Below are 20,716 nucleotides of genomic sequence, written 5' to 3'. Positions count from 1 at the left end.
GTCGCTGCCAGGCCTGCAAAGCACAGCTCGCTTCTTCACAAACCAACAAATCCCCGCTGTGGTTACCCCACGGCGGGGTTTTTGTGCGTCAAAATGCGCCCGCGTGCGAAAGGCAGCGTGCCGGCGAGCCAGCGAAACGCCATGCCGTCAGCGGCAGAGATCCGGTTTCTGCCGGCCCCATGAGCGATATCGTGGTGTGCCGACACTCCCTTCATCCATGATCGCAACTGCGTTGGGAGATCGCATACAATCAAAGATATCAGTTCGACGCGACGCCGTGAGCGAAGGTTGTGTTCGGCCGGCAGGCTCCGAATTCGGAGTCGCGAGGCGACGCGACGCGCCGGGAGATCCCAATCGACGCGGCGTGATATGGATGCCGGATGGGACGAGCCGGTGCGCTAAAATGGGTTTCTTATAGAGAAAATTATATTCCCAAAGATTGACGAGCCGACCGCCAAGGCCTAGAAACAAGGCAACCACTCCTCGCTATGGAGGCCCCACGAAAATGTGCGGCATTGTCGGCCTGTTTCTCAAGGATCCGAAGCTGGAGCCCGAACTCGGGGCCATGCTGGCGGAGATGCTCGATATCATGTGCGATCGCGGGCCGGATTCCGCAGGCTTCGCCGTCTATAGTGCCGGCGCGCCCGGCTTCGTGAAGCTCACCCTGCGCGGCCCCGCCGGAACGGATTTCACCGCACTCGGCGCGGCCATCGCTCACCCCATCCTCCCGCGAGACACCCACGCGGTGCTCAGCGTGCCGGTGGCGGAAGAGGCGACGGTGCGCGCCGCACTCGGCCGGCTTGCCCCCGAAATTCGCGTGGTCGGTGCGGGGCAGCGCATGGAACTGTACAAGGAAGTCGGCCTGCCGGCGGATGTCGCCAGACGCTTCAAGCTGGAGACGATGGCCGGCACGCACGCGATCGGCCACACCCGCATGGCGACCGAGAGCGCGGTGACGACGGAGGGTGCGCATCCTTTCTCGACCGGAACGGACCAGTGCCTGGTGCACAATGGCTCGCTGTCGAACCATGCCGGCGTGCGCCGCCGCCTGGCGCGGGAGGGCTTTCGCGTCGACACTGAAAATGACAGCGAGGTCGCGGCCGCCTATCTCAGCTACCGCATGCGCGGGGGCGACACGCTGGGCGAGGCGCTGACCCATTCGCTCGACGATCTCGACGGTTTCTATACATTCGTCGTCGGAACCGAGAGCGGCTTCGGCGTGCTGCGCGATCCCATCGCGTGCAAGCCGGCCGTGATGGCCGAGACGGATGGCTACGTAGCCTTCGGCTCGGAATATCGCGCTCTTGCGGGCTTGCCAGGCATCGCCACGGCCAAGCTTTGGGAACCAGAGCCGGCTAAGGTCTATTTCTGGGATCGTGCAGCATGAACCTCGTCCTTTCCCGCGTGCCGCCCGATGCGGCCACCCATGTCGATCTCGCCACCTCTTCCCTGCGTGAGCTCAACTCCGCGCTGCACAAGCTCGCCCCCGACACCCATGAGACCCTGTGGAAAGTGGCCAACCCGGCCGGCCGCCATGCCATCGCGGCTGGTCTTGACGCGCCGGTCACGGTCGAGATCGACGGGCCGGTCGGCTATTATTGCGGTGGCATGAACAAGCAGGCGCATATCATCGTCAACGGCAATGCCGGCGTCGGCGTCGGCGAGAACATGATGAGCGGGCTCATCCATGTGAAGGGCGATGCCAGCCAGTCGGTCGGCGCCACCGGCAATGGCGGGCTGCTGATCGTCGATGGCAATGCCTCGGCACGCTGCGGTATTTCGATGAAGGGCATCGACATCGTGGTGAAGGGCTCGATCGGCCATATGAGCGCCTTCATGGCGCAGGCCGGCACGCTCACGGTGCTCGGCGATGCCGGCGAGGCGCTCGGCGACAGCCTCTACGAGGCGCGCCTGTTCGTGCGCGGGTCGGTTGCCAGCCTCGGGGCGGACTGCGTCGAGAAGGAGATGCGCGAGGAGCACCGCGCGCTTCTGGCGGCCAAGTTGGAGGCCGCCGGCATCCTCGGCGAGGTCGATATCGGTGAGTTCCGCCGCTACGGCTCGGCCCGCACGCTCTATCATTTCCACGTCGACAACGTGTCGAGTTACTGAGGGTACGGCGATGAACGACCATAGCCATACGCCGCGCACCAAGCCGCGTTACTCCGCGACCTTCGACGAATACACATTGTCGGAAATCCGTCGCGCCGCCGCGACCGGCATCTACGACATCCGCGGCGCCGGGGCCAAGCGCAAGGTTCCTCATTTCGACGACCTTCTGTTCCTCGGCGCCTCCATGTCGCGCTATCCGCTGGAAGGTTATCGCGAGCGCTGCGGCACGGATATCCTTCTCGGCACGCGCTTCGCGAAGAAGCCGATCGCGCTGAAGATTCCGGTCACCATCGCCGGCATGAGCTTCGGCTCGCTCTCGGCCAATGCCAAGGAAGCGCTCGGGCGCGGCGCCTCGGCCATGGGCACGTCGACGACGACGGGCGATGGCGGCATGACCAATGAGGAGCGCGGCCACTCCTCGATGCTGGTCTACCAGTATCTGCCCTCGCGCTACGGCATGAACCCGGACGACCTCAAGCGGGCCGACGCGATCGAGATCGTGATCGGGCAGGGTGCCAAGCCGGGCGGCGGGGGAATGCTGCTCGGCCAGAAGATCACCGAGCGGGTCGCCTCGATGCGCACGCTCCCCGTCGGCATCGACCAGCGCTCGGCCTGCCGCCATCCCGACTGGACCGGCCCGGACGACCTCGAGATCAAGATCGAGGAACTGCGCGAGATCACGGATTGGGAGAAGCCGATCTATGTGAAGGTCGGCGCCGCGCGGCCCTATTATGATACGGCGCTGGCTGTGAAGTCGGGCGCCGACGTGGTCGTGGTCGACGGCATGCAGGGTGGCACGGCGGCGACGCAGGAAATTTTCATCGAGCATGTCGGCATCCCCACCCTCGCCGCGGTGCGCCAGGCGGTGAAGGCGCTGCAGGATCTCGGCATGCATCGCAAGGTGCAACTCATCGTCTCCGGCGGCATCCGCAACGGGGCGGATGTGGCCAAGGCGCTGGCGCTCGGCGCCGATGCGGTGGCCATCGGCACCGCGGCGCTTGTCGCGCTGGGCGACAACGATCCGCACTACCAGGCCGAGTACGAGGCGCTCGGCACCAGCGCCGGCGCCTATGATGACTGGCACGAGGGGCGCGATCCCGCCGGCATTACCACGCAGGATCCGGCGCTGATGGCGCGGCTCGATCCGGTCGCCGCCGGCCGGCGCCTCGCCAATTATCTCGCGGTACTGACGCTGGAGGCGCAGACCATCGCGCGTGCGTGCGGCAAGAGCCACGTGCACAATCTCGAACCGGAGGATCTGGTGGCGCTCACCATCGAGGCGGCGGCCATGGCCAATGTCCCGCTCGCCGGGACCAGCTGGATCCCGGGCAGCAACGGCAATTTCTGATTGCTGCTGAAAAACCCCGCGCTTCGGTGCGGGGTTTGCACGTTCAAGCCCTTATATCTTCGCCGCAACGAGCCCCCAAAGGGGCCGGGGAACAGCACGGAACCGGAATGCACCATGGCAAATGACCTTGCCCATGCCGCCAAAGAGCTCGGCATCAAGTATTTCCTCATCTCCTATGTCGACCTGTTCGGCGGCCTGAGGGCAAAGCTGGCGCCGGCGGCCGCCATTGGCTCCATGCAGCGGGCCGGCGCGGGCTTCGCGGGCTTTGCCACCTGGCTGGACATGTCCCCGGCCGATGCGGACCTGTTCGCGGTTCCCGATCCGGAAAGCCTGGTCCAGCTGCCGTGGAAGCCGGAAGTCGGCTGGCTCGCGTCCGATCTCGTGATGAATGACGAACTGGTGGCGCAGGCCCCGCGCAACGTGCTGAAGAGCACGATGCTGGGTGCCGAATCCATCGGCTACCAGATGAAGACCGGTGTCGAGTGCGAGTTCTTTCTCACCAATGCCGACGGCACCAGGATTTCCGACACCGCCGATAACGCCACCAAGCCCTGCTACGACCAGTCCGCCCTGATGCGTCGCTATGACGTCATCAAGGAGATCTGCGATTGCATGCTCACGCTCGGCTGGGGTCCCTACCAGAACGACCATGAGGACGCGAATGGCCAGTTCGAGATGAACTGGAACTTCGACGATGCGCTGGTGACCGCCGATCGCCACGTCTTTTTCAAGTACATGGCGCGGGCGATCGCCGAGAAGCACGGCCTGCGCGCCACCTTCATGCCAAAGCCCTTCATCGACCTCACGGGCTCGGGCTGCCACATGCACACCTCGCTGTGGAGCGAGGAGGGCGCCAACCTGTTCGAGGATGAGGACGGCGAGCTTGGCGTTTCCGACCTCTGCTACAATTTCATCGGCGGCCTCATCCACTCGGCCGACGCCTTGTGTGCCTTCACCAACCCGACGGTGAACTCCTACAAGCGCATCAACGCGCCGCGCACGGTCTCGGGCGCCACCTGGGCGCCGAATACCGTCACCTATACCGGCAATAACCGCACCCACATGATCCGCATCCCCGATGCGGGCCGGCTCGAACTGCGCCTGCCCGACGGCGCGGCCAATCCTTATCTCGCGCCCGCCGCCGTGCTGGCCGCGGGCCTCGACGGCATCCAGAACCAGCGCGAACCGGGCAAGCGCCTCGACATCAACATGTACACGGACGGGCACAAGGTGCGCGGCGCCAAGAAGCTGCCGCTCAACCTGCTCGACGCGCTGCGGGCGCTGGAGAAGTCCACCGTGCTGCGCAACTCGCTCGGCGCGCCGGTCGTCGATGGCTTCCTCAAGCTGAAGCACGAGGAGTGGAACGCCTATGCGCGCCACCTCACCCAGTGGGAGCGCGATAACACGCTCGATATCTGAGCGTCTGGGCACCGATCATCATCCGGCTGAAGAACGGGCGGGCCCTCAGGGCTCGCCCGTTTTCGCGTCTGCGGCTCAGCTCCTGGGTACCAGTGCGGCGAGCAGCGAATCCTTCAGCGCGCCGCGCGAGAAGTGACGACGCGCATAGTCGATGCCGGCCTGCGAGGCCCGCATCCACGCGTCATCCGCCGCGATCAGGTCAACGATGCTGGCGGCGATGTCGCGCGGATCCTCATGGATCGCGGCGATCCGCTCAAGCCCGTCAATGCCTTCCGCCCCCATCGGCGTCGTCACCAGCGGCAGGCCCATGGCCATGGCCTCGATCACCTTGCTCTTGACGCCGCCACCGAAGCGAAGCGGCACCACCGCGACGCGGGCCTGCCGGTAATAGGCCTGCAGCCGCTCGTCGCTGACCCAGCCCGAAACCTCGGTGTGATCGTCCGCGAGGGCGCGCACGGCCGGCGTCGGGTTGGAGCCTACCAGGGCGAGGCGAGCATCGGGCAGACGCTCATGCACCAGCGGCATCACCTCGCTCACCAGGAACTCGGCCGCATCGACATTGGGCGCGTGGGCGAAACCCGCCACGAACAGGATGAGCTGGCCCGGCGCGGGTGCCGCCCGCTCCTCGAAATGATCGTAGCAGAACGGGATCACGGCCTTGGCCAGCGTTCCCGGTGCGCCGGCCTGGACCAGATCGGCCTCGACCTGCGAGGGGTAGAACACCACGTCGAATTGCCGCCACAGCCGACGTTCCAGCCGCTCGATTTCCTGCGCCTCGGTCATCAGCCGTGCGTCGCCCAGCACATCGGCCTGCCGCTTCATGCGCAGAAAATGCAGGTCGTGGCCATAATAGCTGAGCCGCGCCGAGGTGAGCGTGATCAGCGGCATCAGCACCTCGCGCGCCACGGTCGGCCGACTGACGAGGACATGGTCGACAAAGGCACCGTTCGTCCGCATCCAGTTCTCGAAATTGCCGGGCCAGCGGGCATCCAGCACCTCAATGCCGAGGTCCTGCAGCGGCGGCGTGTAGGTTGCGGAATAGAGCCGGTTTTCCGGCCAGAACTTGACGACCCAGTCCGCCTCGCGCAGCGCGACGAGGAAGCTCATCATCGTGCGCGATCCGGCGTCGCGGTCGGGCTCGGGCACGTAATGGTCGACTACCAGGATCACCGGGCGGTGCCGGGCGCGGTCCCGCGCTCGGGCGAATTCGGCGGGCGTGGCGCAATGCTCGCGCTCCAGCACCTCTTTCCACCGGTTCTTCAGCCTTTCGGTGTTGGTGACCTGATAGGCCTTGAGGCCCGAGTTCACGTCCGTGCCGTGCGAGATGCCCTCGAAATGGATGACCACCGAGCGCGGCTCGTAGACGACCTTGAGGCCGCGCTGGCGAATGCGGAAGGCGAGGTCGGAATCCTCGCAATAGGCCGGGGCAAAGGCCGGGTCGAACCCGCCCAGATCGGCAAAAAGCGCGGCGGCCACCATGATCGAGGCGCCGGATATGTAGTCGACCTCGCGCCGGTAATCATATTCCGGCCGGTCGGGATCGCCGTTGCGGCCGACATTCCACCCCGAGCCGTCGCTCCAGATAATGCCGCCGGCCTCCTGCAGGCGGCCCGTGGGGTAGACCAGCTTGGAGCCGGTCATGCCGATGCCGGGGTCGGCGCGCAGCGGGTCGACCAGCGCGTCGACCGCGCCGGGCATCACTTCGGTATCATTGTTGAGAAACAGCAGAAACTCGCCGCGGCTGGCCTTGGCGGCGGCATTGCAGGTGAGCAGGAAGCCCTTGTTGACCTCGTTGCGGATGACCCGGACGCCCTCGATGCCGCGATGCAGCCGCTCGACCTCCGGCCCGGGAAAGGCATCGTCCATGACGATCACCTCGAAGGGCAGGCGCGGCGGATTGACCGCCAGCGAGGCGAGGCAGCGCATGGTGTAGTCGACCTGGCCATAGGTCGGTACGATGATGCTCACCACGGGCTGCTCGGATGTCGGCACCCGCACCTGGGTTTCCGCGCCGATGGCCGCCAGCGCGTTCTTCTGCTGGATGACACGACGCGGCGTATTGGGCGTCTCCACCCCCGGCCCCAGCGCGGTGGGCCGGGCGACGCGAGGGTCGCGCTTGTCGGCGGAGCGGCGGAATCGTGCCTTGGTGCGCTTGGAGAAGGGAGACGCCAGCCGGGCCGCCAGCCGCAGCATCTTCACGTGAAGGTACCGGCGCAGCGATATCGTCACCTTGGGTTGAGCGGGTCGGGTGGGGGCCCGGAGACCCGCGGCAGCGGAGAGAGGGGCGGCAGTGCCGCCTTCCGGGTTCGTGCCGCGCGCCGCCGGCAGGGCGCTGCTGCGGGCGGCAAACCAGTCGCGGCGGAAGGGTGCCGGCTTCTGCTCGGCGATGCACAGACGCAGTCGCTCGGCTGATTCGGGCGAGAGGAGGCTGCCCTCGAACAGCAGCCGAAAGTGCAACACGGCGCGCTCGATCGCGCTTTTGAGCGGGCGCAGCGGGCGTGAATAGGCGCGGCGCAACTCCTCCGCCAGCCGGTCTCCGGCCGTGGAGACCACCGCCAGACGCTGTTCCGCCCGGCGACGGCTGGTTTCGCTGTCCACCACCTTGCGGCGCAACCTCTCGATGAGCAGGTGCGAGGCCGCCAGATCCGTCGCCGCGCTGCGCGTCTGCTGCTCGGCGGTCAGGCGAGCGGTTTCCAGTGTCAGGCCCAGTGCAACCGCCTCGGTGCGCAGCCGTTCGCTCTCATGGAGGGACGAATCGGGCGCCGGCCCCGGTGCAGCGGCCGCCAGCGCGGGGCGGATATGCGTGTCATAGACGGCACGGCCTTCGGGGATGGTACGGCGTGGCGGGGCGTCGATGCCGATCCGGTCGGCGAATTCCCGCCACCCGGCGGCCGTTTCCGGCCTGCCGTCGTCCCAGAAGGCGAATGGAATGCGACAGGCCGCCGCCAGCATCGCCACCGGCAGCGATGCGGTGAGGACGAAGTCCGCCGTGGCCAGCGCCGCAATGGCCTCGGCCGCCCCGCGCGCGGAGGCGAGGTCCGGCCGCAGCACGACCGCCGCGCCGGCGAGGGCGCGCAGTTCATCGTCGCCGCGCGCGTCGTCACGTGCCGGCACGCAGAGCGCGCTTGCGTCCGTCGCAGCGGGCCACGGACGCCGCGCAAGCGGCCGGAACAGCACGGCGAGCAGTTCAAGCGACACGAGGTCGGCAAGGTCCGGCCGGGCGTCGCGGATCTGCCCGGACGTAATCGGCTCACGATGCGGCGGGTCGCCGTTCGTCGTCAATGTGCTCGTCTCCCCCGGTCGCGGCCTCGTGCCTTCCAGCACCTGGCCGCTCCTCTGACTGTGCTACATGAGAGCGTTGATCGCCGCCTGGATGCAACGTGCTCAGAGAATATTAGATACCGTCGACCCGCCATTCGTCAGCGAGACGGGTATCACGTTCCCGTCGCCGAACCGGTCGGAGAACAGGGGGCGCAGATTGGGGTCCACCAGGAACAGCACGAACCCGCCCCCGCCGGCGCCCAGGAGCTTGCCGCCCCAGGCGCCAAGCTCCTTGCCCTGCACATAGAGATCGTCGATTGCCGAATTTGACACCGAGGAGCCCAGCTGGCGCTTCAGCTTCCAGCCATGGTCGAGCAGCTCGGCGAAGCGCACGACCGTGTTGAGGTCGTCGCCCTGCGCTTCCAGCAGGCTCGCGCCGACCCGCGTCATGTCGTACATCTCGCGCAGATAGCCCTCGTTGGCGCCGGATTTGGTGCGCTGCTCCTGGTTCTGCAACACCGCCGAGGCACTGCGCTGCCCACCGGTATAGACCAGCAGCAGCGAGGAATTGAGCAGGGTGAGGCGGCTCGTGGTCAGCCGCAGCGGCTCGATCGAGAACGAATCGCCGGTGAACTCGTAGCGCGCCAGCCCGCCGAAGGCGGCATGGATCTGGTCCTGCACGCCCACATTTTCCTGCAGGATGTCCTGCTCCATGTGGATGGCCTGCCGCGCCAGCTCGTAGCGCGTCAGCTCGATGCCGCGCATGCGGTTGATGAGGTTGATGAAGCCCACCGTGAAGGCGGAGGAACTGCCGAGCCCCGTACTTCCGGGCAGATCGGACATGGTGGCGATGTTGAGCGGCGCCGACCAGCCATAGAGCTTCAGCGCTTCACGCACTACCGGGTGCTGGATGTCCTCGATCCGCCGCACGCTTTCCGTGGTGCGGTAGGTGACGCGGAACGCCTGTTCGGCGACGGCGGACAGCGGCAGCGCCTGGATATAGACGTATTTGTCGATGGTGCCGCCCAGCACCGCGCCCGGGTTGGAGCGGAAATGGGAGGGGTAGTCCGTCCCCCCGCCCAGGAAGCTCGCCCGCAACGGGGTCTTGCTGATCCACATGTGATGCCTCGACGTTCCGGTCTAAGTCTTCGCAAGATAAGTTGTTGGTCAGATAAGGTCGTGGTCAGATCGACGTCTTGAGCAGGTCCAGCAGCGAGCCGCCGCGGTAGCGAATGGCACGGAGGCCGGCGGCATCGGCGGCCGCCATGTCGGTATCGCTGTCGCCGATCAGCACGCTGCGCGCGCGCTCCACCGGCCAGGCGGCCAGCAGGTCGTTGATCATGCCGGGCCCGGGCTTGCGCCGGTCGCAATCCCGCCGATAAGCATCGACCGTGCCATCCACATGATGCGGGCACCATTCGATAGCGTCGATATGGCCGCCGATCGCGCCGAGCTGCTCCTGCATCGCCGCATGGAAGGACGCGATCGCCGCCTCGTCATAGAGGCCGCGCGCCACGCCCGCCTGGTTGGTGACGACGAAGACGTAATAGCCCGCGGCATTGGCATGCGCGATCGCCTCGCGCGCGTCGGGCATCCAGTCAAGATCCTCGACCCGGTGAGTATAGCCGGCATCGCGGTTCAGCGTGCCGTCGCGGTCGAGGAACAGGGCTGGCCGCATGCGCACGCGCGGCAGTTCCGTCTGCACGCGGGCGAAGGTCTCGGGCACGCCGATATCGATGAAATAGCTGCCCTCCGGCGCCGTCACCGCTGCCACACGCCGCTGCGCCACGAGAAGCGGCAGCGCGTCGGTCTCCAGCGAGCAGGCCACGCCTTCCGGGACGAGGTCGACGATGTCGCGGGTGAGAAGGTAGACGCCGGCATTGATCAGCCCAGCCGTGCCGGCGCGCGCCGCGTTCTTCTCCAGGAAGGCTACCACGCGGTTGCCCTCCAGCGTCACGCTGCCGAAGCGGGCGACATCGGGCACCACTTGCAGCAGCATCTGCGCCGCGAGTGTGGGGTCGTCGGCCCGGGCCGTACGCCAGGCACGGGCGAAGCCGGTGAGGTCGGCGTCGATCCAGGAATCGCCGTTGAGCAACAGGAATTCCGGTTCCAGCCGGTCGGCGGCGAAGCGCAGCGCGCCGCCCGTGCCGAGCGGGGCGGGCTCCACCACCACCTCGATGGAGGCGCCATAAAGCGTGCGGCCGTGATAGGCGGCGACGATCTGCTCGCCGAACCGCCCGGCCAGCAACACGATGCGCGTGATGCCGTAGCGCGCCGTCTGCTGGATGAGGTGGTCGAGGAACGGGCGCCCCGCCACCGGCAGCATCGGCTTCGGGGTCGCGGCGGTGAGCTCGCCGAGCCGGGTGCCCAGCCCGCCGCAGAGGATCAGCGCTTGGGAGAGCAAAGGGCCGACTCGACCAGCGCGCAGATCAGGTGCCCGAGGGTGATATGGGCTTCCTGGATGTGGTTCGTCTGCTTGTGCGGCACCGCGAGGAGCACATCCGACAGCGCGGCCATCGCGCCGCCGCCTTCGCCGGTGAGGCCCATGGTGACAATGCCCATCTCCCGCGCCGCCTCGAAGGCGCGCACGACATTGGCGCTGTTGCCGCTGGTGGACATGCCGACCAGAACGTCCCCCGCGCGGCCGATGCCGCGCAGCTGCCGGGAGAACACGTTCTCAAAGCCGTAATCATTGCCGATGGCGGTGAGCGCCGAGGTGTCCACGGTGAGCGACAGGGCCGCCATCGGATCGCGGTCGAACAGGAAGCGGCCCATCAACTCGGCCGCCAGATGCTGCGCGTCCGCCGCCGATCCGCCATTGCCGCAGAAGATCACCTTGCCGCCGTTGCGCAGCGCCGTCATCCAGGCCTCGGCGGCGGCTTCGATCCCGCCGCTGAGCGGCGCGAGACGCCGGATGACCTGCTCGGTCTCGGCCAGATAGGCAGCGATGACCGCCGTCTTGTCGGTGGAAACCGTCAGCATTCTTTCCCCACGTTCCGGATCCGTACCGGGATTCGCACGCGATCCTTCCGCCTGACCGCGCCTCCTTGACATAGCCGGTTCGCAGGTTTCACGCCAGCGCTCTGTTGGAATGATTAGAGCCTCTCCGATGACCGCCGAAGATCGATATTCAAGTAAATACTTATGTAGTTATCAAATAATAGTCTCAATTTCGTCTGAAGTATCGATATTTCTCTCGAACAATATTGAATTTTGTATAGGAACGTAAGGAGTGAATATTAACGATAATACTTTTGTATACATCGTAATTATGACCAATAATCACGGAATCATCCATATCTTTCGCGCAGAATCGGCTCGCAGGATTCGCTTTATGCCGGGCTCGGGTCGCGCATGCGAGGGACGGGATGTCGCCGGGTGGCATCGAATCGTCGCCACGCCGGCGCGCGGAGAAGCGCCATAGCGGGATGGCGTTTCACCACTCCCCTTGCCTTCTGCGCAGGCGCAGAGAGAGTCAGCGCGCGGCCGATTGCTTCTGGTGCCGTTTGACCAGCCTCTCACGCTTCAGCCGTGAGAGGCGCTGGATCCAGAAGATGCCGTCGAGCTGGTCGATCTCGTGCTGATGGCACACGGCGAGCAGGCCGTCGGCCTCCTCCTCCTGAACCTGACCATCGAGGTCCTGATAGCGCACCCGCACGCGGGCCGGGCGCTCCACCTCCTCGGTGTGGCCGGGCATGGAGACGCTGCCCTCCGCATGGCGCGCCGTCTCCACCGAATGCCAGAGGATGGCCGGGTTGGCATAGAAGCGCACGCTCGTGCCCGGCAGTTCGAGCGCGACCAGGCGCAGCGGCACGCCGATATGCGGGGCGGTGATGCCGATGCCGGGCGCCGCCCGCATCGTGTCGACGAGGTCGTCGGCGAGGTGCCGAAGCTCGGCGTCGAAATGGGTCACCGGCGCGGCGACCTGTCGGAGGCGGGGATCGGGAAAGAGGACGAGAGGGCGAGCGGCCATGCCCCCTGTCTAACCCGCTTGCGCCGCCGCGGGGAGGGGGGCGCAGCCGGCCCCCTTCACGACGTCGTCTCAGGCGGTGGCGGCGAGGGACGCCCGCTTCTGCCCCACGGCACGCCCGGCCGCCGGCGGGGCGGGCAGGCGGGCATGGGCCTCGGCGAGCGGGGCCAGCCGGGCGAGCACCTCGGCCGGGGCGGGCGTGGCGCGTCCCGCCTGCGTGTCGACATGCAGCAGCATGTGCTCGGCGGTGGCGATCTCGCGGCCCTCCGGCCCGGCAAAGAGGCGGTGGAACAGGTGCAGCCGCTTGTCGTCGCTGGCGAGAATCTGGCAGGTCGCCCGTAGCGTCTCGCCGAGCTTGGCCTCGTCGAGGTGCCGCAGGTGGGTTTCCACGGTGTAGTAGCTGTGGCCGGCCTCGACATAGGCGAGGTCGACGCCGATCCGGCGCAGCAGCGCATCCGTGGTATCGCCGAACACCTGGAGATAGCGGTGCTCGGTCATGTGACCATTATAGTCGATCCAGGCGGGGGATACCCGCGTCTCGACCAGCGCCAGCGGTGCGCTCGCGTCCGGCGCGTCCGGCGCCCGGCGATCTCCGGCGGCCGACCATAGCCGTCGCTCGAAATCGGCCAGCAGCTTGCCCGCGCCCCAGCCCTCGCCCTCGCGGCTGGCCTTGAGCGCCTGCACGATGCCGACCAGGTTCTCGTCGCGGATCCGCTCCAGCTCGCGGATGGACAGGCCGTCCGCCTGCGCATCCGACTGCGCGCCGATCTTCTCCACCAGCGCGTCGTCGAGGTCGACCACGTCGGTGAGCTTGCTCCAGGGCCATGCGAGGCACGGGCCGAACTGCGCGAGGAAATGGCGCATGCCGGCCTCGCCGCCGGCGATGCGGTAGGTCTGGAACAGGCCCATTTGCGCCCAGCGCAGGCCGAAGGAATAGCGGATCACGTCGTCCAGCGTCTCGACGTCGCAGATGTCGTCCTTGATCAGCCACAGCGCCTCGCGCCACAGCGCCTCCAGCAGCCTGTCGCCGACGAAGGCCTCGATCTCGCGGGCGATGACCACGCCCTTCATGCCGATGGCTTCCAGCACCGCCTTCGCTTGCGCGATTGTGCCGGGCGCGGTCTCGGTGCCGCCGACGATCTCGACGAGGGGCAGCAGGTAAACCGGGTTGTAGGGATGGGCGACGAACAGCCGTTCGGGATGCGCCAGCCCTTCCTGCAGGTCGGACGGCTTGAGGCCTGATGTCGAGGAGCCGATGAGCGCTTCCGGCGGCGCGGCGGCGTCGATCTGCGCCAACACGCGGCGTTTGAGGTCCAGACGCTCGGGCACGCTCTCCTGCACCCATTGCGCCTGCGCCACCGCTTCCGCCACGGTGGCGCAGAAGCTCAGTCGCCCGCGCGGGGGCAGTGGCGCGCCGGTGAGCAGGCCATAGGCGCGCTCGGCATTGGCCAGCACCTCGGCGACGATCCGCTCGGCCTCCGGGTGAGGATCGAACACCTTCACATCGATGCCGGCGAGCACGAAGCGGGCGATCCACCCGCCGCCGATGACGCCGCCGCCGATGCAGGCGACGCGAGAGAGGGGGGCGAGAGAGGAGGGGGAGCAAGGGGGAGGTGTCGTCATGTCCATGTCTCTCACGAGGTCCTGTCTCTCAGCGCTTCACGAGTTTGAGCTTCGCGCGCACGTCCGCCGGACCGAGGATGCGCGCGCCCATGTTGGTGACGACGCTGGCCGCCTTCTCCACCAGCTGCGCGTTGGTGGCGAGCTGGCCCTTGCCGGCATAGAGGTTGTCTTCCAGCCCGACGCGGACATTGCCGCCCGCCAGCACGGCGGCGGCGGGGTAGGCCATGGCGTTGCGGCCGATGGAGAAGGCCGAGAAGGTCCAGCTCTCGGGGACATTGTTGACCATCGCCATGTAGGTGTTGAGGTCGTCCGGCGCGCCCCAGGGAATGCCCATGCAGAGCTGGATCAGCACCGGGTCCTCGATCAGGCCTTCCTCGGCCAGCTGCTTGGCGAACCAGAGATGGCCGGTGTCGAAGGCCTCGATCTCGGGCCGCACGCCCAGCGCCGTCATCTGCCGCGCCATCTCGCGCAGCATGGCGGGCGTGTTGGTCATGACATAGTCGCCGAGGCTGAAATTCATGGTGCCGCAATCGAGCGTGCAGATCTCCGGCAGGCACTGCGCGACATGGGCGACGCGCTCGCTCGCCCCCGCCATGTCGGTGGCCGCCGCGTTGAGCGGGAAGGGACTCTCGACCCCGCCGAATACCAGGTCGCCACCCATGCCGGCGGTGAGGTTGAGCACCACGTCGACCTCCGAATCGCGGATGCGGTCGGTCACCTCGCGGTAGAGATCGACCCGGCGCGAGGCCGCGCCGGTTTCCGGATCGCGCACATGGCAATGCACGATGGCGGCACCGGCTCGGGCCGCATCGATGGCGCTTTCCGCGATCTGTTGCGGTGTCACCGGCACATGCGGCGACTTCGCCACCGTATCCCCGGCGCCGGTGACGGCACAGGTGATGAAGACCTCGCGATTCATCGAAAGCGGCATCGAAACCTCCACGCTTGCCGAGCCGGAGCTTGACGGCAAAGCGCCGATGTGACGCAACTTGATCCGCAGAGCATTTTTCCTTTTGCGAAACCGCCGTCGCGATCGTGTTTCCATGATCTTCGCCCATTCCAACGAGCCGCTCGACGTCACGCTGCTGCTCTTCTCCGGGCTGTCGCTGCTCTCGCTGGCGGCGACGCTGGACCCGATGCGCGGGGCGAACCGCGTGCTCGGCCGGCCCGCCTATCGCTGGCGGCTGACCTCGATCGACGGGGCGATGCCGGTGGCGAGCTGCGGGCTGCCGATTCCGGTGGACGGCGCGTTCGACCCTGCCGTGCGCCAGGACGCGCTGGTGCTGGTGGCGGCGTTCGATGTCTCGACCCATGCGTCGGCGCCGGTGCTCAAGGCGATCCGCATGGGGGCCAAGCGCTCGGCCATTGTCGGCGGCATCGAATCGGGATCGTGGCTGCTCGGCTATGCCGGCCTGCTCGACGGGCGCCGCGCCACCACGCATTGGGAGGATCTGGAGGATTTCGCCGCCCGCTTTCCCCATGCCGACGTGCAGCCGGATCGCTGGGTGGTGGACGAGCCGGTCTTCACCACCGGCGGGGCGACGCCGGCGCTCGACTGCATGCTGGCGCTGATCCGCGCGCGGCAGGGCTATTCGGCGGCGCTCGATGTGGCGAGCCTGTACATCTATGAGGAGGTGCGCACCGGCTCGGACGTGCAGCCCATCGTCTCGCTGGGGCGCATCCGCCAGCACGAGCCGCGCGTGGCCGAGGCGATCCGCATCATGGAGACGCATATCGACCAGCCGCTGACCATCGCGGCCGTTGCCCGGCGGGTGGGCGTGTCGACGCGCAGCCTGGAATCGCTGTTCCTGCGCACGGTGGACGTCGCGCCGGGCGCCTATTACGTCACGCTGCGGCTCAACGCGGCGCGGCGGCTGGTGCTGGACACCAACCTGCCAATCGCCGACATCGCCGAGCGCACCGGCTTTTCCGCCATCGCCTCGCTGTCGCGCGCGTTTCGCCGCCAGTTCGGCCAGCCGCCCTCGGCCGCACGAAGGGCCCGGCTGTGACGAACCGGGCCCTTCGGTTTTGTCGATCCGGCTGTCGGCTCAGAGGCCGAGCCCGCTCTTGACCGCAGCCGTGCCGGGCTTGCCGTCCAGCGTGGTGACGCCGGCGAGCCAGCGCTCCACCGCCGCCGGGTTGGCCTTGAGCCAGGTGCGCACGGCGACATCCGCGGTCTGGCCCTTGTCGAGTATGTCGCTCATCAGCTGGTCTTCCATCGCCACGTCGAAGACGAGGTTGGTCAGCAGCTTGCCGACATTCGGGCAGTCCTTCACATAGCCCGGCCGGGACAGCGTCACCACGGTGGCGCCGCCGTCATGGGGGCCGAACACGTCATTGCCGTCGGCGAGGTAGGTGATCGGCATGTTGACGTTCATCGGATGCGGCCGCCAGCCGAAGAACACCACCGGCTCCTTCTGGCGGATCTTCTGCGTGACCTGGGCGAGCATGCCCTGCTCGCTGGATTCGACGAGGTCGAAGCCCTTCAGGCCGAACGTGTTGTCCGCGATCATCCTGGTGATGGTGTTGTTGGCGCCGCTGCCCGCCTCGATGCCGTAGATCTTTCCGCCCAGCTTGTCCTTGAACGTGGCGATGTCGGCATAGGTCTTGAGCCCCGCGTCGTAGGCGGCCTTGGAGGTGGCGAAGCCGATGCGGGCGCCTTCGAGATTGGTGGCGACGATGTCGATCTTGCCGGCCTTGACCAGCGGCACCTGCGTCGGCTCCTGCAGCGGCATCCAGTTGCCGAGGAACACGTCGCGGTCGCCGTTCTCCAGCGCCTTGAAGGTGATGGCGACCGAGAGCACCGAGACTTCCGGCTTGTAGCCGAGCCCGTCCAGCAACTGCCGGGCGATCTCCGTGGTGGCGGTGATGTCGGTCCAGCCGACATCGGAAAAGCGCGGCTTGGCGCAGGTCGCCGGATCGGCGGCGAAGGCCGAAGACGACAGGAGCGTCGCGGATAAGGCAGCACAGGCCACGAAAAGGCGTGAAATCATTGCTGTTCCCTCGTGTTGGCGATCATGCCGTTGACACCGGCACCGCAAGGAAAAGCCTACCCCCCGCATCGTCAGCTGATTGACTGCATTCGAAGTCCACATGACCGAATGCGCAGCCAAGCCTCGCCGGGCCGCGCATTCGGTGCACGCCTGCTTCAGGCGCGCGCCGCCGCCGGCGCGTGAGCCTCGTCGAGGCCGAACGCGGCGGCGATCAGCTCGCGCGTATAGGCGGCGGCCGGGGCGCGGAACACCTCGTCGGTGGGTCCCGCCTCCACCAGCTGCCCCGCGCGCATCACCATGATCCAGTCCGACAGCGCGCGCACCACCGAGAGGTCGTGGCTGATGAAGAGATAGGACAGGCGGTGCGCGCCCTGCAGCCGCCGCAGCAGGTCGACGATGTCCTTCTGCACCGAGCGGTCGAGTGCCGAGGTCGGCTCGTCCAGCACCAGCACGCGGGGCTTCAGAATCACCGCGCGGGCGATGGCGATGCGCTGGCGCTGTCCGCCGGAGAATTCGTGCGGGTAGCGGTTGCGCAACGCCGGGTCGAGGCTGACATCCTCCAGCGCTTCCACGGCGCGCCGCTCGCGCGCCCGCCGGTCGAGCTCGGGCGCATGCACGCGCAGACCCTCGGTGATGATCTCGCCCACGGTCATGCGCGGGGAGAGCGAGCCGAACGGGTCCTGGAACACGATCTGCACCTGCCGCCGCAGCGCCCGCAGCGATTGCGCGTCGATCGCGTTCACCGGCTCGCCGAACAGGCGGATGTCACCCTGCGCCTCGATCAGCCGGATCAGCGCCCGCCCCAGCGTCGACTTGCCCGAGCCGGATTCGCCGACAATGCCGATGGTCTGGCCCTCGCGCAGCGTGACGCTGACATTGTTCACGGCATGGATGACCAGCGGCGGGCCGGCAAACAGGCCGCCGCCGATCCTGAACGTGACGTTGAGGCGCTGCGCTTCCAGCACGATCGGCGCGTCGGGCGGCGGGGGCGCCTTGGTGCCGGTCGGCTCGGCGGCGAGCAGCATGCGCGTGTACTCGGCCCTCGGCGCGGTGAGCACCTCGCTCGCCGGGCCTTCCTCCACCACGAGGCCGTGGCGCATTACCGCCACCCGATCGGCGAAGTGCCGGGCGAGGCCGAGATCGTGGGTGATGAAGACGATGCCCATGCCGAAGCGCCGCTGCAGCGTGCGCAAGAGATCGATGATCTGCGCCTGCACCGTCACGTCGAGCGCGGTGGTCGGCTCGTCGGCGATCAGCACGTCCGGCTCGGCGGCGAGCGCCATGGCGATCATCACGCGCTGGCGCTGGCCGCCGGAAAGCTCGTGCGGATAGGCATCGAGCCGGCGGGCGGGATCGGGAATGCCGACCAGGGTCAGCAATTCCACCGCGCGCTGGCGCGCCGCCCGCCCGCTCAGCCGCAGATGCCGGGTCAGCGGCTCGGCGATCTGGTTGCCGATGGTGTAAAGCGGGTCGAGCGAGGTCATCGGCTCCTGGAAGATCATGCCGATCTTCGCGCCGCGCACCTCGTTCAGCGCGGCTGCCTTCAGCCCGAGAATCTCCCGGCCGCGATAGCGCACGCTCCCCGTGGCGCGGCCGTTCTTGGCCAGAAGACCCATGGCGGCCATCATGGTCTGGCTCTTGCCGGAGCCGCTCTCGCCGACCACGGCGAGCGTCTCGCCGGCATGCAGCGCGAGATGGATGCCGCGCACCGCCAGGACCGCGCCATCCGGCGTGTCGAAGCCGACATTGAGGTCGCTGACCTCGAAAAGCGGCGTACTGTCGGGAGGCGAGCGGTCGGAAGATGAGCGGCTGGGGGACAGGGTCGCTTCCATCTCAGCGGTCCTTCGGGTCGAGCGCATCGCGCAGGCCATCGCCGAGGAAGTTCAGCGCGAACAGCGTCGATGTCAGGAAGAGCGAGGGGAAGATCAGCAGCCAGTTGGCCGAGGGGATGTTCTTGGAGCCCTGCGCGATCAGCACGCCCCAGCTGGTGAGCGGCTCCTGCACGCCGAGGCCGAGATAGGAGAGGAAACTCTCCAGAAGGATCACCTGCGGCACCAGCAGCGTCATGTAGACCGCGACCGGTCCGAGCGTGTTGGGCACCACATGCCGCCACAATATGCCGGCGGGCGAGACGCCCATCGCCATCGCCGCCTGCACATATTCCTGCCGGCGGATGGAGAGCGCCTGCCCGCGCACGATGCGGGCCATGTCCAGCCATTGCACCGCCCCCACCGCGATGAACATCAGCACGAAGTTCCGGCCAAAGAACACCACCAGCATGATGACGAGGAAGATGAAGGGTAGCGAATAGAGGATGTCGACGAAGCGCATCATCACATCGTCCACCCGCCCGCCGAGGAAACCGGAGGCCGCCCCATAGGTGACGCCGATCAGTACCGCGGTGAGCCCGGCGAGCAGGCCGATGGCGAGCGAGACGCGCCCGGCGATCAGCGTGCGGGTGAGCAGGTCGCGCCCGGTATTGTCGGTGCCGAACAGGAAATAGTGCCGGGCGACGGCGGCGCTCAGGGTCATGGAGAGCCCGTCCGGCGCTGTCGCCTCGATGCGCGGGTCGAGGAAGCTCGGCGAGCGCTCGAAATAGCGCAGCACGCGCGGATCGACGGGGCGCGCCGACCGCACGGTGACGCTGACGCGCTCGTCCTGTTCATGCCACTCCACGAGATCGACCCGCATGCGCTTCACCACATCCTCCAGCGCGCCGGCGATCTGGTCTTGCTTGGGGTAGGGGGTGAGGCTGGGCGGCACGCGCACATAATCGGTGTAGATGGTCGTGTAGTCGTGGCCGGTGACCAGCGGGCCGATGAGGCAGGCCAGCGTCATCACCACGAGATAGACGGCGCTGACCACGGCGGCGCGGTTGGCGGTGAGCCGGCGCCACGCATCGCTCCACAGCGAGCGCCCCTTGGCGACCGGCGGCGGCGCGGCGGGGCTGAGCGACGGCCGGGGGGCGTCGCCGGCGGCAGGAACGGTGATGTCACTCATAGCGCACCCGCGGATCGACCAGCGCATAGGCGAGGTCGACGAGAAGGTTGAAGACGATGACGAAGACCGCGATCACCACCACCGTGCCCATCACCAGCGTGTAGTCGCGGTTGAGCGCGGCATCGACGAAGTAGCGGCCGACGCCGGGAATGGCGAACACCGTTTCCACCACGACCGAGCCGGTCAGCAGCGCCGCGGCGGCAGGGCCGGCATAGGAGATGATCGGCAGCACCGCCCCGCGCAGCGCGTGCTTCACCACCACCGAGAAGCTGGTGAGGCCGAGCGCGCGCGCGGTGCGGATATGGTTGGCGCGGAGCGCCTCGATCATCGCCCCGCGCATGAGGCGGGCGACGATGGCGATCTGCGGTAGCGCCAGCGTCAGCACCGGGCCGATCTTGTTGACCAGCGCGCCCCCGCCCCAGCCGGCCACCGGCACCCAGGCGAGCGTCAGCGCGAATACCAGCTGGTAGAGCGGGGCGATGACGAAGGTCGGAATGGTCGAGCCGGCGGTGGCGAGCGCCACCACGCCATAATCGACCCCGCGATTCTGCCGCAGCGCGGCGAGGATGCCGAGGATCGAGCCGATGATCAGTGCCAGCAGAAGCGCGGAAGCGCCGAGCTGCATCGACACCGGCAGCCCGACCCGGAACAGGTCGGCCACGGTGAAGTCCGGCAAATTGTAGCTGGGGCCGAAATTGCCGTGCAGCAGGTCGGCGAGATAGTTGAGATATTGCCGCCAGAGCGGCGCGTCGAGCTGGTAGACCCGCTCGAGATTGGCCTTCACCTCGGCGCTTAGCCCGCGTTCCTGGCTGAACGGCCCGCCCGGGGCGACGCGCAGCAGGAAGAAGGAGAGGGTGACGATCAGGAACAGCGTCGGGATGGCGGTCAAGAGCCGCCGCAGGACGTAGCGTGCCACGGGGGTCGTCCTCGTGCTGGCAGGCGCGGCCGGCGGCGCGGGATGGACGGGTCCCGGCCGCCGGCTTTGCCGCGGAG

17 protein-coding genes are annotated in these 20,716 nt (G+C 67.5%); 6 read left to right on the top strand and 11 right to left on the bottom strand.

All coding sequences use genetic code 11. The features are described 5' to 3' along the window. From FHS55_RS23265 to glnT, 5 genes are all read left to right on the top strand, one after another. Window positions 1–221 (top strand): hypothetical protein (locus FHS55_RS23265; RefSeq protein ID WP_210287113.1); only part of this gene is annotated, 221 nt, incomplete at its 5' end. Between the two features lie 284 nt (window positions 222–505). Then, on the top strand, window positions 506–1,387 hold the full coding sequence (locus tag FHS55_RS21525) for a class II glutamine amidotransferase (RefSeq protein WP_183191927.1): 882 nt from the start codon (window positions 506–508) through the stop codon (window positions 1,385–1,387). Next, complete coding sequence (locus FHS55_RS21520; protein WP_183191926.1) at window positions 1,384–2,109, top strand: GltB/FmdC/FwdC-like GXGXG domain-containing protein; 726 nt, start codon at window positions 1,384–1,386, stop codon at window positions 2,107–2,109. The genes FHS55_RS21525 and FHS55_RS21520 overlap by 4 nt, the downstream gene beginning before the upstream one ends. A 10-nt stretch (window positions 2,110–2,119) precedes the next feature. Further along, the gene (locus tag FHS55_RS21515; RefSeq protein ID WP_183191925.1) at window positions 2,120–3,457 is read left to right on the top strand and encodes an FMN-binding glutamate synthase family protein; all 1,338 of its coding nucleotides are present in this window, start codon (window positions 2,120–2,122) and stop codon (window positions 3,455–3,457) included. Window positions 3,458–3,571: 114 nt separating this feature from the next. After that, a complete protein-coding gene (gene glnT / locus FHS55_RS21510) occupies window positions 3,572–4,876 on the top strand; it encodes a type III glutamate--ammonia ligase (protein ID WP_183191924.1) in 1,305 nt (434 codons plus the stop codon). Window positions 4,877–4,951: 75 nt separating this feature from the next. Here glnT and FHS55_RS21505 read toward each other — a convergent pair whose 3' ends face one another. From FHS55_RS21505 to bcoG, 7 genes are all read right to left on the bottom strand, one after another. Beyond that, window positions 4,952–8,158 (bottom strand): glycosyltransferase, encoded by a 3,207-nt coding sequence (locus FHS55_RS21505; RefSeq protein ID WP_183191923.1) that lies wholly within the window; start codon window positions 8,156–8,158, stop codon window positions 4,952–4,954. Window positions 8,159–8,260: 102 nt separating this feature from the next. Then, window positions 8,261–9,256, bottom strand: coding sequence for a GHMP family kinase ATP-binding protein (locus FHS55_RS21500; protein ID WP_183191922.1), 996 nt, complete (start codon window positions 9,254–9,256; stop codon window positions 8,261–8,263). 64 nt (window positions 9,257–9,320) lie between these two features. After that, entirely contained in the window at window positions 9,321–10,541 is a 1,221-nt protein-coding gene (locus tag FHS55_RS21495; protein WP_183191921.1) for an HAD-IIIA family hydrolase, read from the bottom strand. Beyond that, entirely contained in the window at window positions 10,523–11,119 is a 597-nt protein-coding gene (locus tag FHS55_RS21490; RefSeq protein ID WP_183191920.1) for a D-sedoheptulose-7-phosphate isomerase, read from the bottom strand. Before FHS55_RS21490 ends, FHS55_RS21495 begins: the two co-directional genes overlap by 19 nt. 493 nt (window positions 11,120–11,612) lie before the next feature. Next, window positions 11,613–12,110: a peptide deformylase gene (locus FHS55_RS21485; RefSeq protein ID WP_183191919.1), complete on the bottom strand. Its 498-nt coding sequence runs from the start codon at window positions 12,108–12,110 to the stop codon at window positions 11,613–11,615. Window positions 12,111–12,179: 69 nt separating this feature from the next. Further along, the gene (locus FHS55_RS21480) at window positions 12,180–13,730 is read right to left on the bottom strand and encodes a carnitine 3-dehydrogenase (protein WP_183191918.1); all 1,551 of its coding nucleotides are present in this window, start codon (window positions 13,728–13,730) and stop codon (window positions 12,180–12,182) included. Between the two features lie 28 nt (window positions 13,731–13,758). Then, entirely contained in the window at window positions 13,759–14,661 is a 903-nt protein-coding gene (gene bcoG, locus FHS55_RS21475; protein ID WP_183191917.1) for a 3-dehydrocarnitine:acetyl-CoA trimethylamine transferase BcoG, read from the bottom strand. Between the two features lie 112 nt (window positions 14,662–14,773). On the opposite strand from bcoG, the gene FHS55_RS21470 reads away from it, so the two are divergent. Beyond that, the gene (locus FHS55_RS21470; RefSeq protein ID WP_183191916.1) at window positions 14,774–15,739 is read left to right on the top strand and encodes a GlxA family transcriptional regulator; all 966 of its coding nucleotides are present in this window, start codon (window positions 14,774–14,776) and stop codon (window positions 15,737–15,739) included. Between the two features lie 39 nt (window positions 15,740–15,778). On the opposite strand, the gene choX is transcribed toward FHS55_RS21470, so the two are convergent. From choX to FHS55_RS21450, 4 genes are all read right to left on the bottom strand, one after another. Next, window positions 15,779–16,723 carry a choline ABC transporter substrate-binding protein gene (choX, locus tag FHS55_RS21465; protein WP_183191915.1) on the bottom strand — a complete coding sequence of 315 codons (945 nt, stop codon included), beginning with the start codon at window positions 16,721–16,723 and terminating at the stop codon, window positions 15,779–15,781. A 155-nt stretch (window positions 16,724–16,878) separates the two neighbouring features. Next, window positions 16,879–18,555, bottom strand: a complete 1,677-nt coding sequence (locus FHS55_RS21460) for an ABC transporter ATP-binding protein (RefSeq protein WP_210287112.1) — start codon at window positions 18,553–18,555, stop codon at window positions 16,879–16,881. 1 nt (window position 18,556) lies between these two features. Continuing rightward, window positions 18,557–19,723: an ABC transporter permease gene (locus tag FHS55_RS21455; RefSeq protein ID WP_425485848.1), complete on the bottom strand. Its 1,167-nt coding sequence runs from the start codon at window positions 19,721–19,723 to the stop codon at window positions 18,557–18,559. Beyond that, complete coding sequence (locus FHS55_RS21450; RefSeq protein ID WP_183191912.1) at window positions 19,716–20,639, bottom strand: ABC transporter permease subunit; 924 nt, start codon at window positions 20,637–20,639, stop codon at window positions 19,716–19,718. The genes FHS55_RS21455 and FHS55_RS21450 overlap by 8 nt, the downstream gene beginning before the upstream one ends. Window positions 20,640–20,716: the final 77 nt, after the last annotated feature.

It is taken from the genome of Ancylobacter tetraedralis (assembly GCF_014195655.1).
Taxonomy (GTDB): domain Bacteria; phylum Pseudomonadota; class Alphaproteobacteria; order Rhizobiales; family Xanthobacteraceae; genus Ancylobacter; species Ancylobacter tetraedralis.
This window is presented reverse-complemented; position numbering and strand designations above follow the sequence as displayed.

Coding starts and splice junctions, on each gene's coding strand:
- FHS55_RS21525 (WP_183191927.1), top strand. CDS start 506: ATGTGCGGCATTGTCGGCCTGTTTCTCAAGGATCCGAAGCTGGAGCCC.
- FHS55_RS21520 (WP_183191926.1), top strand. CDS start 1,384: ATGAACCTCGTCCTTTCCCGCGTGCCGCCCGATGCGGCCACCCATGTC.
- FHS55_RS21515 (WP_183191925.1), top strand. CDS start 2,120: ATGAACGACCATAGCCATACGCCGCGCACCAAGCCGCGTTACTCCGCG.
- glnT (WP_183191924.1), top strand. CDS start 3,572: ATGGCAAATGACCTTGCCCATGCCGCCAAAGAGCTCGGCATCAAGTAT.
- FHS55_RS21500 (WP_183191922.1), bottom strand. CDS start 9,256: ATGTGGATCAGCAAGACCCCGTTGCGGGCGAGCTTCCTGGGCGGGGGG.
- FHS55_RS21490 (WP_183191920.1), bottom strand. CDS start 11,119: ATGCTGACGGTTTCCACCGACAAGACGGCGGTCATCGCTGCCTATCTG.
- FHS55_RS21485 (WP_183191919.1), bottom strand. CDS start 12,110: ATGGCCGCTCGCCCTCTCGTCCTCTTTCCCGATCCCCGCCTCCGACAG.
- FHS55_RS21480 (WP_183191918.1), bottom strand. CDS start 13,730: ATGACGACACCTCCCCCTTGCTCCCCCTCCTCTCTCGCCCCCCTCTCT.
- bcoG (WP_183191917.1), bottom strand. CDS start 14,661: ATGCCGCTTTCGATGAATCGCGAGGTCTTCATCACCTGTGCCGTCACC.
- FHS55_RS21470 (WP_183191916.1), top strand. CDS start 14,774: ATGATCTTCGCCCATTCCAACGAGCCGCTCGACGTCACGCTGCTGCTC.
- choX (WP_183191915.1), bottom strand. CDS start 16,723: ATGATTTCACGCCTTTTCGTGGCCTGTGCTGCCTTATCCGCGACGCTC.
- FHS55_RS21460 (WP_210287112.1), bottom strand. CDS start 18,555: ATGGAAGCGACCCTGTCCCCCAGCCGCTCATCTTCCGACCGCTCGCCT.
- FHS55_RS21455 (WP_425485848.1), bottom strand. CDS start 19,723: ATGAGTGACATCACCGTTCCTGCCGCCGGCGACGCCCCCCGGCCGTCG.